Raw genomic sequence first — 12,404 nt, forward strand, 5'->3', positions numbered from 1 at the left:
GTGCCGGTCGCCCTCGTGAGGACCGGGTGGCACGGGAGCGGAAAACGGTGAGGATAGGGGGACCGACTCGCGAGGAGACGCCATGACCGATGCAGCCAGCCGCTCCGCCGACCTCCGTGGATCCGCCGCCGCGCTCCTGCCCGAACTGGTCGCGCTGCGCCGCGCACTGCACCGGGAGCCCGAAATCGGCCTGGAACTGCCGCTGACCCAGGCGAAGGTACTGGCAGCGCTGGACGGGCTGCCCCTGGAGATCACCCTGGGCAAACAGCTCACCTCGGTCACGGCCGTGCTGCGTGGCGCGCTGCCCGGTCCGGTGGTGCTGCTCCGCGGCGACATGGACGCGCTGCCGGTGCAGGAGACCAGCGGGCTGCCGTACGCCTCCGAGATCCCCGGCGTGATGCACGCCTGCGGCCACGACCTGCACACCGCCGGACTGGTCGGCGCGGTACGGCTGCTCTGCGAGCGGCGCGATGCACTGGCCGGAACCGTGGTGTTCATGTTCCAGCCCGGCGAGGAAGGCGACGCCGGGGCCCGGGTCATGATCGACGAAGGTGTGCTCGAAGCTGCGGGCACCAGGCCGGTGGCCGCATACGCCCTCCATGTCGCGTCCGCACTGCTGCCGCACGGTTTCGTCAGCACCCGCCCCGGACCGATCCTGGCCGCCGCCGATGTCCTCGACGTGACGGTGCGCGGGCGCGGTGGGCACGGGTCCAGTCCGCACAGCGCCCTGGACCCGATCCCGGCCGCCTGCGAAGCCGTAACAGGTCTGCAGACCATGGTGACCCGCCGCTTCGACGCCTTCGACCCGGTTGTCGTGACCGTCGGCAGCTTCCACGCGGGCACCACCCACAACGTCATTCCCGACGAGGCCGTGTTCTCCGCGAGTATCCGGTCCTTCTCCGCGGCGGCGCGGGCCCGTGTACACGAGGAGGCGCCACGGGTCGTACGCGGCATCGGGGAGTCGCACGGGATGATCGTGGAAGCAGTCGTCGACGAGGGCTACCCGGTCACCGTCAACGACCCCGCCGAGGCGGCGTACGCGGCCGACACGGTCGGCCAACTGTTGGGAGTCGAACGCTACTTCGAGCTGCCGAACCCGATCGCCGGGGCCGAGGACTTCGCCTTCATCGGTCAGCACATCCCTTCCGCCTACCTGATGCTCGGCGCCTGCCCCGCCGATCTCGACCCCGCCACAGCCCCCTACAACCACTCCCCGGAAGCCGTCTTCGACGACTCCGTGCTGGGTGACGCGGCGGCGCTCCTCTCGGAGCTGGCGCTCGGACGGCTCAGCAGGGGCTGAGGACCAGGCTCACCGGCCTCTCAGGCCGCCAGTTCGTGCTCCATCCGGTGCGTGATCCGGCCGGCGAGGGCGAGGGGCGCGAGGGAGCAGAGGACACCACCGAGCAGCGCCGTCCACCAGAGGACGGCCGGGCCGGTACCTGTATAGAGGGCGACGCCCACGGTGAGGGCGGCGAACCGGGCGACCCCCCAGGTCCACTGGAACGCTCCTTGGTAGCGGCCGCGTGCGTGCGCCGGGGCGAGGTTGGCGACGATCGCGGAGGCGATCCCGGACACGCACGCCTCGCCGACCGACCAGACGACCACCGACAGCGTGTAGCCCACGACGCTGTCCGCGACACCTGTGAGCGCCACACCCCCGGCGATCAGTACGCTGCCCGCCGCGTGGACCGGAACCTGCGGGAACCGGGCGAGCCGGGCTGTCGCGAACGGCTGCAGGACCACCACCAGCACCGCGTTGACCGCCGCCATCGCCCCGTAGACCGCGGGGGAGAGCGCACTGTCATGGATGGCCAGCGGCAGCGCGACCTCGGTCAGCGAGTAGACGAAGAGCTGGACCCCGAACAGCGGGAGCAGCGCGAGCATCAGCCGGTCCCGAAGGACGACGCTGTATCCGACGCCGTCGCGCGCCCCGGTCCGGTCCTTCGCCGCCCGGGTCTCGGTCACCCGGGTGGCGACGACGACGGTGTACGCCAGCATCGTGCCGGCGTCGACCGCGAAGAGCAGCCAGTAGCCGTGCGCGGCGAGGAAGCCACCGAGGACGCCTGCCGCCGCCGTGCCGATGTTGATGCCCCAGCCGAACAGGGCGTACGCGCGCCGTCGGCGCTCCGCGTCCACGGAGTCGGCCATCAGCGCGTACACGGCAGGGCTGATCATCGCTCCGGTCGCACTGAGCAGCAGTGCGGCGCAGGCCATCGTCAGCACACCCGGTGCCACGAAGAGCGCCCCCTGCGCCGCGGATGCGCCGAGGAGACCGATGAGCATCGTCGACCGGCGGCCGATCCGATCGGCGAGCAGCCCGCCGATCGCCGGTCCGAGCAGGTTGCCCGCGCCCAGGGCGCCGAGGACGTACGAGGTCTGCGTACCGGTGATGCCGCGTGCTGCGAGGAAGAACACCAGGAAGGGCGTGACCAGATAGCCGAGCCGGTTGATGATCGTGCCGGCGAAGAGGGTCCAGACCGTGGGCGGCAGACCGCGAAAGGTGGAGAACATGCGAGGAGCGTGCAGCCCGACCGCTGTGCCGGACCATTGATTAAGCTGAGACCGAATCCAATGAGCGGGCGGCTCGGGAACTCCGGACAGGTGGGGGCACATGGAGTCGGAACTCAGTTTCTCCACCGCGGACTTGGCGCAGACCCGCTTCGCCATCTCCCCGATGTGGGAGGTCGTCACCAGCTTCCGGCTGCTGCGGGCCGAGGCCGAGCCGCCGCTGCACCGGCGGTGGGCCGCACAGGTGCGGCCCCGGCTGGTGGAGGCGGGGCTCGACCGCGGGTGGCTCGCTGAGCTGATCCCCGCAGGCGGCTACCTCGCGGATTTCCTCAATCCGACTCCCCCCGCCCCGTTCCCCGAACTCGCCGGTGAGCTGGAGGCGATCCGGCAGACCTCTCCTGAGCGGGTACGGACCGACCTCGGCAGACTCGGCGTCGAGCGGGATCTCGGCCGGTCCGCGCGGCTCAGGCTGCTGGGCGAGGCACCGGAAGCGGCGCTGGAGAAGGTCGCCGCGGAGATCGAGATCTACTGGGAGCTGGCGCTCGCACCCTACTGGGCCCGGATCCGCCGCCTGCTCGAAGCCGATGTCTTCCGCCGGGCGCGGCAGGTGGCCGAGCTCGGTGCCGCACAGGTCCTGAACGAGCTGCACGAGTCGGTACGTTGGGACGAGAACAGCCTGCGCCTGGTCCGCCGACACTGCGCCCTGACCCGCGCCGACACGGGCGCGGGGCTGCTGCTGGTGCCCTCCGTATTCGCCTGGCCGCGGGTGCTGACGCGCTCAGTGGCGCCGGACCCGCCACAACTCGCATATCCGGCACGGGGTATCGGCACCCTCTGGGAGCCGCGGACCCCTGTCGCCGGTGAGGCGGTCGCCGCCGTCCTGGGCCGCTCCCGCACCCTGCTCCTCACCGAGCTCGACACCCCGGCCTCCACCACTGTGCTCGCCCAGCGCTCGGGGCTGTCCGCGGCCGGGGTCTCCCAGCACCTCACGGCCCTGCGGAATGCGGGCCTGGTCACCGCCCACCGGGCCGGACGCTCGGTCCTCTACGCACGTACGTCGGTCGCTGACGCGCTGCTGACGCCCGCCGGAGGCTGATCGAGCCCGCTGCCGACGCCCCGGCTCAGGCAGGCGGCAGTTCGCCGGAGCCGCGGGCGATGAGTGACGTCGGCAGCTCCACCCGCGCCGGGGCGTCGTCCGCGCCGTCCAGCCGGCGGAAGAGGTGCTCGGCCGCCGTCCGGCCGACGGCCGCGGCGTCCTGGGAGATGACCGTGATGCCCAGCAGGTCGGCGAGTTCGATGTCGTCGAAACCGACCAGGGCGACCGGGCGCTCCCGGTCCGCCAGCACACGTACCGCCGTGACCGTCACACGGTTGTTGCCGGCGAACAGGGCGGTGACGGGTTCGGGGCCGGAGAGCATCGCCTCGGCCGCCGCCCGGACCCGCGCGGGGTCGGTGGAGCCGAGGGAGACCCAGGAGTCCTGGACCGTGATCCCGGCGTCCACCATCGCGGCGTGATAACCGCGCAACCGCTCGGTGGCGGTGTGGATACGGGGCTGGTCACCGATGAATCCGATCCTGCGGTGGCCGTGCGCGATCAGATGGGCGACACCCTCGCGGGCGCCGCCGAAGCTGTCGGAGAGGACGATGTCGGCGTCGATCCGGCCGGCCGGGCGGTCCACGAAGACGGTCGCGATGCCCGCCTTTATCTCCGGCTCCAGATAGCGGTGGTCGTCACCGGCCGGAATCACGATCAGTCCGTCCACCCGGCGGGCGCACAGCGCGAGCACGAGCTCCTGCTCGCGCTCCGGGTCCTCCGCGCTCGACCCGTTGATGAGCAGGGCGCCGTGGGCGCGGGCCACTTCTTCCACGGCGCGGCTCAGCGGCCCGTAGAAGGGGTCGGCGAGATCCTCGAGGACCAGGCCGATGGAGGCGGTGCGGCCCTTGCGGAGTACTCGCGCGCTGTCGTTCCGGCGGAAACCGAGCGCCTCGATCGCTTCCTGCACCCGGCGCTCTGTGTCGGGTGTCACTCCGGGCTCGCTGTTGACCACGCGGGAGACCGTCTTGAGGCCCACTCCGGCGCGGGCGGCGACATCCTTCATGGTCGGCCGGTTGCCGTAACGGGGCTCGTGATGACGGGCGGTCTCTGCCACGGTGCGCTGTCCTGTCGTCGGGTGCGGGGCTGTCCGGCGGGCCTGCAGTCGGTGCTGCGGAGCGGGCTGGAGGCTGTGGCGTCGAGCATAGGCCCTGGACAACGTTGTCAGCTGACTGGAGACTATGCAGACTATTTACTGAAGATGCAGGTCCACCCCCTCACATCCGGAGCCCACACCGATGCATACCGACCTCGTCGCCGCGCTCGACATCGGCGGCACCAAGATCGCCGGCGCTCTGGTGGACGGCACCGGTGCGCTTCTCGTACGGGCGCAGCGGCCGACGCCCGCCCGGGAGAGCGGCGAGACGGTGATGGGTGCGGTGACGGATGTGCTGGCCGAGCTGACCGCCTCGCCGCTGTGGGGGCGGGCGACCGCCGTGGGTATCGGCAGCGCGGGCCCGGTGGATGCGTCGGCGGGTACGGTCAGCCCCGTCAACGTTCCCGGCTGGCGCGACTTCCCGCTGGTGGAGCGGGTACGGAGGGCGGCCGGCGGGCTGCCCGTCGAGCTGGTCGGTGACGGGGTCGCGATGACCGCTGCCGAGCACTGGCTGGGTGCGGCCCGCGGTTATGACAACGCGCTGTGCCTGGTCGTGTCGACCGGGGTGGGTGGCGGGCTGGTCCTCGGCGGCAAGCTTCACCCGGGCCCCACCGGTAATGCCGGTCACATCGGTCACATCAGTGTGGATCTGGACGGCGACCTTTGCCCGTGCGGTTCGCGCGGCTGCGTCGAGCGGATCGCCAGCGGACCGAACATCGCGCGACGCGCCCTGCAGGGTGGCTGGCAGCCCGGCCCGGACGGCGACGCCACGGCCGCCGCCGTGGCCGCCGCCGCCCGGGCCGGACATCCGGTCGCCATCGCGTCGTTCGAGCGCGCCGCCCAGGCGCTGGCCGCCGGAATCGCCGCCACCGCCACGCTCGTCGAAATCGACATCGCCGTGATCGGCGGGGGAGTGGCGGGCGCGGGCGACGTCCTCTTCGCCCCGCTGCGCCGCGCCCTGCGCAGCTACGCCACGCTCTCCTTCGTGCAGCAGCTCACGGTGGCCCCTGCGGTGATGGGCACGGACGCCGGCCTGGTGGGCGCAGCGGCCGCCGCAACGTCGGTCAGGCCCGGCGGGACGGCAGCCACGGCGGCGCTCAGCGGCTGAACACAGGCCGGCGGTCGGGCAGGTCCGGCTTCCGAATCGGGCGGTGATCGATGCGGTCCGGCAGCCGAGCCCGCCCGGTGGTCGCGCCCATGTCCGGAACCGGTCCGGAGGCGGCACCTGGTCCGTACGCCTGGCCCGCCCGGCCCCCGTACCGACCCCGGCTCCCGTACCGGACGAGGCCCGCGTACCCGACCTGGCAGCCGCGCCGGACTCGGCACCAGGTCCGGACGGGGCCCGGCCCGGCACCGGTCCGGGCTCAGATGCCGATCCGACTCAGCACCCCATCCGCAGGTCCGCCCAGTCCGCGTGGTCGGAGTCGATCCCGTCCCCGCCGTCGGTGACCACCAGACGTACCACCTGCGCACCGCTCACATCCGCAGTGATCGGCTGCGCGGCCATCGCATTGGTCAGCACCCCGGTCGACGCCACCTTCGTGCCGTCCGCCCAGATCTCGAACGCCACGGTGCCCTTGGCGCCCTTCTCGTCGTCGACGCCGGCCTGCGCGGTCACGGCGCTGCACGCGCCGCCCGCGTAGAACTCGACGGTGCTCTGTGCGTGCACCCCGAGCCCCTTGGCGAAGACCGTGCCGCCGATGGTCAGCGGATTGCCGTCGCCCGCATTGCTCTCACCGTTGCTGGTGTCCTTCTCGACCGGCCCCCAGCCGTTGGACGCGGAGAGCTGCGGCAGATCGCTGAGATAGCTGCTGCCCGCCGGTGGCGCCACCACCACATGAGCCTGGAACGGGACCGAGGACCGGACACGCGTCCCGGCCGGTGAGCGGTACCGGGCGGAGAGCGTCAGATCGTACGTGCCGGTGGCGGCGCCCGCGGGTGGCGTCACCTGCCAGCGCGTGGTCAGCGCCTTGCCGGTCGGCACGGTCGCGGATCCGGTCGGCGACAGCGGCTTGAGCTGCCAGCCCGACGGGCCGGTGAGCGCCGCGGAGACCTTCTTGGCAGGCGTACGGCCCAGATCGGTGACGGTCGTCGTCAGCAGCGTGGTGCGACCCGCTTCCACCAACGGGCTGCCGTTCAGGCCGAGTTCCACGGCGGGCGGGTGCGCGGCCCACTTGCGGTCGGCGGCGACGCGCAGCAGGACCGTGCCGTGTGCCGGGACGGTAGCCGAGATTGTGCCTGCCGTGTTGTACGTCGCGTGCTCCCACAGGTCGCGCATCGTGTACCCGGCGGCTCGCGGGAGCCCCGCCGCCTCGGCGGTCGTCGAGATGCGCTGAGCGCTCCCGGACTCGTTGAAGAGCGCCACGACGCGGCTGCCGTCCTTCATCTCCTTGGCGACGACCCACCGTCCGTCGGTGGAGGAGAGCACGGTGCCCTGCTTGCCCAGCGGGTCCTGATCGACGGCGATGACCTCTCGGTTGGAGAGGATCTCGAAGGTCTCCGGCGTCGCCTTGCGCAGATCGGAGCCGATCAGCAGCGGCGCCGCCATCACGGACCACATGGAGAAGTGAGTGCGGTACTCGGTGTCCGTCATTCCGCCGTTGCCGACTTCGAGCATGTCGGGGTCGTTCCAGTGCCCCGGTCCCGCGGCGGAGGCGAGCGGCAGGTTCTGCTTCATGATCGACAGCATGCTGCCCCAGCTGTCGCTGATGTCGCCCGTCGTGCGCCAGAGATTGCCGACGTCGGCGGCCCACTCCCAGGGTTTGTTCTCGCCCCACTCGCAGATGCTGTAGACGATGGGACGGCCGGTGGCCTCCAGCGCGTCACGCATGGTCGTGTAGCGCAGCTTCGCATCGACGCCCTGGTTGTTGCAGTTGTCGTACTTGAGATAGTCGACGCCCCAGTCCGCGAACTGCTGCGCATCGCTGTACTCATGGCCCAGCGCACCCGGCAGGCCGACGCTGTCGCACGTCTTCGTGCCGGCGCTGGTGTAGATGCCGAGCTTGAGCCCCTTGGAGTGGACGTAGTCCGCGACGGCCTTGATGCCGTTCGGGAAGCGCACCGGGTCGGCCTCCAGCTTGCCGTCCGCATCGCGCTGCGGCTTCGCCCAGCAGTCGTCGAGGTTGACGTACTGGTAGCCGGCGTCCTTGAGGCCCTTCTCGACGAAGATGTCGGCGATGCCCTTGACCATCGACTCGTTGAACTCGGCCCGGCAGTGGGTCGAGTTCCAGTTGTTGAACCCCATCGGCGGGGTGAGCGCGAGACCGTTGCCGGACTGCGGGGCGGCCGCCGTCGCAGTGGCCGGAGCCGGTGAGTCGGCCACGGCGGGAGCGGTTGCCCCTGCCGCACAGAGCAGCCCGGCCGTCAGCGCTCCGATGACTCTTCTGTGGCTTGTGCGGGTTGTACGGGTTGGAAGATGACGCATCGTTACGTTCCTCCATACTCGTGCCGGATCGGATGACGTCATGTGCACGCCAGTGACGCGCGATTACGTTAGGGCGTGTTGAAGTCTGTTGGAAGGGGAGCGGTAACGGTTGTTCGGTATCTCGTCAAAACCCTTGACGGCACCCTGACTTGGGGGTGAGATCCAATCGCACGTTCGGTTGTGTTGGGTTGGCATCCCGGAGGAGGGGGTCATGGCGCACTCTTCGTACGACAGTTCAGACGTGCCGGGCAGTGTGGCAGGACATCGGATGTCCCGACGGAATCTGTTGCGTGGTGCAGCAGTTGGTGCGGGCGCGATCACACTGCCCTCGCTGCTCACCGCATGCGGCAGTGGCCCCGGTGGTGACGGCAAGACGATCCACATGGGGTCGAATTCGTCCGACCCCATTCCGAAGAAGGCGTTCGCCGAGGCGTTCAAGGCGTACGAGGCGCAGTCCGGTGGCCGCAAGATCGCGGTGAACACCGTTGACCACAACACCTTCCAGGAGAACATCAACAAGTACCTGCAGGGCAATCCGGACGACGTCTTCATGTGGTTCGCCGGCTACCGGATGCAGTTCTTCGCCAAGAAGGGCCTGCTGTACGACATCAGTGACAACTGGGAGCACTACGAGGGCTTCTCGGACGCGCTGAAGGCCCAGTCCACCGGTGAGGACGGGAAGCAGTACCTCACGCCGTACTACTACTACCCGTGGGCCGTCTTCCACCGTAAGAGCCTCTTCGCCGACCGCGGCTACCAGGCGCCCAAGACGCTCGACGAGTACGTGGCGCTCGCCAAGCAGATGAAGAAGGACAAGCTCGACCCCATCGCGTTCTGCGACAAGGACGGCTGGCCCGCGATGGGCACCTTCGACTACATCAACATGCGGACCAACGGCTACGAGTTCCACAAGAGCCTGATGGCCGGCGAGGCGGCCTGGACGGACAAGCGGGTCAAGGAAGTATTCGACACCTGGCGCCGTCTTCTCCCGTACTGCCAGCAGGGTGCCAACGGCCGTACCTGGCAGGAGGCCGCGACCAGCCTGCAGAAGAAGGAAGCCGGCATGGCGGTCTTCGGACTGCCGCACCCCGGTGCCCAGTTCCCGAAGGGCGAGCAGGAGGACATCGACTTCTTCCCGTTCCCGGTCATCAACCCGGAGCACGGCCAGGACGCGGTCGAGGCCCCCATCGACGGTTTCCTGCTGGCGAAGAAGTCCAAGAACCTCAAGAACAAGAAGAGCGTGGAGAGCGCCAAGGACCTCCTGAAGTGGCTGGCCACCGGGAAGGCCGAGGACATCTACCTCAAGAGTGACCCCAACAACATCGCGGTCAACGACCAGGCGGACATCTCCCAGTACTCGGCGCTGCAGAAGAAGGCCGTGGAGCTCGTCTCCGGAGCGAAGCAGATCTCGCAGTTCCTGGACCGCGACACCCGGCCGGACTTCGCCTCGACCGTCATGATCCCGGCCATCCAGAAGTTCATCAGCAACCCGAACGATGTGGACGGTCTGGTCAACGACATCGAGCGGCAGAAGAAGACCATCTTCGCCTCCGACTGAACCTGGAGACCGACCGTGTCGTTCCTCTCGGGGCGGCGCACCGAACGACGGGGCCCGCGGCGATTCTCCGGCCGCGACCTCGTCGTCATCGGTCTGCTGCTCGGTATACCGGTCCTGCTCGACATCGCCGTCGTGTGGGGCCCGACCCTCGCTTCCGTCGTGCTCTCCTTCACCAGCTGGGACGGCATCGGCGACATCAAGTGGGTCGGTACGCAGAATTACGCGAACCTCTTCACCAACTACCCGCAGTTCTGGCCCGCCGCCCGGCACAACCTGCTCTGGCTGGCCTTCCTCGGTCTCGTCGCCGCGCCGTTCGGACTGCTCCTCGCCGTACTCATCGACCGGGGCGTGCGGTTCAGCCGCTTCTACCAGTCGACGCTGTACATGCCGGTCGTGCTGTCGCTCGCCGTGGTCGGCTTCATCGCGCAGCTCGTCTTCTCCCGCGACCAGGGAGCCCTCAACGCGATCATCGGGGACACCAAGTCGCCGACCGACTGGCTCGGCGACCCGGGCCTCAACATCTGGATGGTCCTGCTCGCCGCGGCCTGGCGGCACACCGGCTATGTGATGATCCTCTACCTCGCCGGGCTCAAGGCCGTCGACCCCTCACTGAAGGAAGCTGCCGCCATCGACGGGGCGAACGAGGCCCAGACCTTCTTCCGCATCGTCTTTCCCACACTGCGGCCGGTCAACGTCATCGTCGGCGTCATCACCGTCATCGAGTCCCTGCGCGCCTTCGACATCGTGTACGCCGTCAATCACGGCCGCAATGGACTCGAACTGCTCTCGGTGCTCGTCACCGACAACATCATCGGTGAGGCCAGCCGGGTCGGCTTCGGCTCCGCCATCGCCGTCGTGCTGCTGACCGTCTCCCTCGGATTCGTCGTGACGTACCTGGTCCAGGAGCTCCGAGGGGAGAAGAACCGATGACCGTCGACACCGCCACCGCCCGCCCCGCCGCACAGCCCGCGCCTTCGGCACCCGCAGTCGGGCGCCGCAGAATCCGCCCCGGCCGGCTCGGGGTGCACGCCTTCCTGATGGTGGTCTCGCTCGCGTTCCTCGCCCCGCTGCTGCTCGCGGTGTACGCCTCGCTGCGGCCGTACGACGAAACCTCCGAGTACGGCTACTTCTCGCTGCCGAAGCACCTCTCGTTCGACTACTACCGGCAGGCGTTCACCGACTCGGGGATGACGAAGTACTTCGTCAACACGATGATCATCGCCGTCCCCGGGGTACTCGTCACCCTCTTCCTCGCCTCGTTCGTGGCCTTCGCGCTGGCCCGGCTGAAAATGCGCGGCGGGATCGTCCTGCTGATGCTCTTCACGGCCGGGAACCTGCTGCCGCAGCAGGTGATCGTGACGCCGCTGTACGTGGTGTTCAACCGCATCCCGCTGCCGTACTGGATGTCCGACTCGATGACGATGTACGACTCCTACTGGGCCGTCGTCGTCGTGCAGATCGGCTTCCAGATCGGCTTCTGCGTCTTCGTCCTCGCCAACTTCATGCGCACACTGCCGCAGGAGATCCTGGAGGCCGCCATCGTCGACGGCGCGGGCGTATGGACGCAGTACTGGCGGATCACCCTGCCGCTGTGCCGCCCGGCTCTCGCCGCGCTCGGCACACTTCAGTTCACCTGGATGTACAACGACTTCCTCTGGGCACTTGTCTTCGTCTCCGACGGCGACAAGCTCCCCATCACCTCGGCCCTCAACAACCTTCGCGGGCAGTTCTTCACGGACTACAACCTCCTGGCCGCGGGCTCGGTGATCGTCGCCCTGCCCACGCTCGTGGTCTTCCTGCTGCTCCAGCGCCACTTCATCGCGGGGCTGACGCTGGGGTCGAGCAAGGGGTAGAGGTTCCAGGCGCGAGGTCCAGGGGGACGGTGACGTGCTCGACCTCGGCCGGCCGCACGTGAGGTCGTGTCATTCTCTGACGAAATGTCACAAGTGACTGCCGGCACTGCTGTTGGACCATGGCCCACTATGATCGCCTGTCCATGGACGTGAACGCGGAGAACGAGATGATTGCCGTCCCGCCGGGGCGCGTGACGTTGTCGGACCGGCGAACGCAGCGGAGCTGGTCGGCCGATCTTGCGCCCTATCGGCTGGCTGCGTTCCCGACCACTCAGGCGCAGTTTGCACAGCTCACCGGCCGACGACCGAGCAGTGGGCACGGCGACCGGTGGCCCGTCGAGGGCGTTTCGTGGTGGGACGCGGTCCGGTTCTGCAACGCCCTGTCCCGACGCGAGGGGCTGACGCCCGCCTATCGCCTCGATGCCGACGCCGAGGGCATCGAGTGGGACACATCTGCTGACGGATACCGGCTGCCGACCGAAGCCGAGTGGGAGCACGCGTGTCGTGCCGGGACGGCCGACGCGCGGTACGGGCGGCTCGACGAGATCGCTTGGTATCGCGGCAACTCGTGCGAGCGGATTCACGACGTGGGCGGCAAGCAGCCCAACGCATGGGGCCTGTACGACATGCTGGGCAACGTCTGGGAGTGGTGCTGGGACATCTACGATGCCGAGGTCTACGGCTCCTATCGGGTGTTGCGCGGCGGTGGATGGTTCGACGAGCACTGGAGCTGCCGGGCCTCGGTGCGGCGCCGAAGCCACCCGACCTTCCAGGTCGACGACGTGGGATTCCGCGTCGCGCGTTCCGTCTTCTCCGAACTTTGAGAGCTGCGAGGTCGCTGCGACGTGGGCTGCGGGTGCCCGCTCCGCACC

At 69.3% G+C, this 12,404-nt stretch carries 10 protein-coding genes; 7 read left to right on the forward strand and 3 right to left on the reverse strand.

Features of this window, described 5'->3' with window-relative positions:
- Positions 1-82 precede the first annotated feature (82 nt).
- Positions 83-1,300, forward strand: a complete 1,218-nt coding sequence (locus tag OHA88_RS38545; protein ID WP_328628924.1) for a M20 metallopeptidase family protein — start codon at positions 83-85, stop codon at positions 1,298-1,300.
- 20 nt (positions 1,301-1,320) lie between these two features.
- Here the strand turns inward: OHA88_RS38545 and OHA88_RS38550 are convergent, their stop codons facing one another.
- On the reverse strand, positions 1,321-2,511 hold the full coding sequence (locus OHA88_RS38550) for an MFS transporter (RefSeq protein ID WP_328628925.1): 1,191 nt from the start codon (positions 2,509-2,511) through the stop codon (positions 1,321-1,323).
- A 100-nt stretch (positions 2,512-2,611) separates the two neighbouring features.
- On the opposite strand from OHA88_RS38550, the gene OHA88_RS38555 reads away from it, so the two are divergent.
- The gene (locus tag OHA88_RS38555) at positions 2,612-3,604 is read left to right on the forward strand and encodes an ArsR/SmtB family transcription factor (protein WP_328628926.1); all 993 of its coding nucleotides are present in this window, start codon (positions 2,612-2,614) and stop codon (positions 3,602-3,604) included.
- A gap of 25 nt (positions 3,605-3,629) precedes the next feature.
- On the opposite strand, the gene OHA88_RS38560 is transcribed toward OHA88_RS38555, so the two are convergent.
- Positions 3,630-4,658, reverse strand: a complete 1,029-nt coding sequence (locus OHA88_RS38560) for a LacI family DNA-binding transcriptional regulator (RefSeq protein WP_030975253.1) — start codon at positions 4,656-4,658, stop codon at positions 3,630-3,632.
- Positions 4,659-4,839: 181 nt separating this feature from the next.
- Here OHA88_RS38560 and OHA88_RS38565 point away from each other — a divergent pair, with 181 nt between their 5' ends.
- Complete coding sequence (locus OHA88_RS38565) at positions 4,840-5,805, forward strand: ROK family protein (RefSeq protein WP_328628927.1); 966 nt, start codon at positions 4,840-4,842, stop codon at positions 5,803-5,805.
- Between the two features lie 273 nt (positions 5,806-6,078).
- Here the strand turns inward: OHA88_RS38565 and OHA88_RS38570 are convergent, their stop codons facing one another.
- On the reverse strand, positions 6,079-8,121 hold the full coding sequence (locus OHA88_RS38570; protein WP_328628928.1) for an NPCBM/NEW2 domain-containing protein: 2,043 nt from the start codon (positions 8,119-8,121) through the stop codon (positions 6,079-6,081).
- 268 nt (positions 8,122-8,389) lie between these two features.
- Between OHA88_RS38570 and OHA88_RS38575 the strand changes: the two genes are divergently transcribed.
- The 4 genes from OHA88_RS38575 to OHA88_RS38590 all read left to right on the forward strand — a co-directional run bounded on the left by OHA88_RS38575 (position 8,390) and on the right by OHA88_RS38590 (position 12,356).
- Positions 8,390-9,679: an ABC transporter substrate-binding protein gene (locus tag OHA88_RS38575; protein WP_326602025.1), complete on the forward strand. Its 1,290-nt coding sequence runs from the start codon at positions 8,390-8,392 to the stop codon at positions 9,677-9,679.
- A gap of 15 nt (positions 9,680-9,694) precedes the next feature.
- Positions 9,695-10,609 (forward strand): carbohydrate ABC transporter permease, encoded by a 915-nt coding sequence (locus OHA88_RS38580; RefSeq protein WP_328628929.1) that lies wholly within the window; start codon positions 9,695-9,697, stop codon positions 10,607-10,609.
- Positions 10,606-11,532 (forward strand): carbohydrate ABC transporter permease, encoded by a 927-nt coding sequence (locus tag OHA88_RS38585; protein ID WP_328628930.1) that lies wholly within the window; start codon positions 10,606-10,608, stop codon positions 11,530-11,532. Before OHA88_RS38580 ends, OHA88_RS38585 begins: the two co-directional genes overlap by 4 nt.
- Positions 11,533-11,675: 143 nt before the next feature.
- A complete protein-coding gene (locus OHA88_RS38590; RefSeq protein WP_328628931.1) occupies positions 11,676-12,356 on the forward strand; it encodes a formylglycine-generating enzyme family protein in 681 nt (226 codons plus the stop codon).
- Positions 12,357-12,404: the final 48 nt, after the last annotated feature.

Source organism: Streptomyces sp. NBC_00353, assembly GCF_036108815.1.
Classification (GTDB): Bacteria; Actinomycetota; Actinomycetes; order Streptomycetales; family Streptomycetaceae; genus Streptomyces.

Excerpts from the sequence above, each read along its gene's own strand:
- OHA88_RS38555 (WP_328628926.1), top strand. The coding sequence starts at position 2,612 with ATGGAGTCGGAACTCAGTTTCTCCACCGCGGACTTGGCGCAGACCCGC.
- OHA88_RS38550 (WP_328628925.1), bottom strand. The coding sequence starts at position 2,511 with ATGTTCTCCACCTTTCGCGGTCTGCCGCCCACGGTCTGGACCCTCTTC.
- OHA88_RS38545 (WP_328628924.1), top strand. The coding sequence starts at position 83 with ATGACCGATGCAGCCAGCCGCTCCGCCGACCTCCGTGGATCCGCCGCC.
- OHA88_RS38565 (WP_328628927.1), top strand. The coding sequence starts at position 4,840 with ATGCATACCGACCTCGTCGCCGCGCTCGACATCGGCGGCACCAAGATC.
- OHA88_RS38570 (WP_328628928.1), bottom strand. The coding sequence starts at position 8,121 with ATGCGTCATCTTCCAACCCGTACAACCCGCACAAGCCACAGAAGAGTC.
- OHA88_RS38575 (WP_326602025.1), top strand. The coding sequence starts at position 8,390 with ATGTCCCGACGGAATCTGTTGCGTGGTGCAGCAGTTGGTGCGGGCGCG.
- OHA88_RS38585 (WP_328628930.1), top strand. The coding sequence starts at position 10,606 with ATGACCGTCGACACCGCCACCGCCCGCCCCGCCGCACAGCCCGCGCCT.
- OHA88_RS38590 (WP_328628931.1), top strand. The coding sequence starts at position 11,676 with ATGGACGTGAACGCGGAGAACGAGATGATTGCCGTCCCGCCGGGGCGC.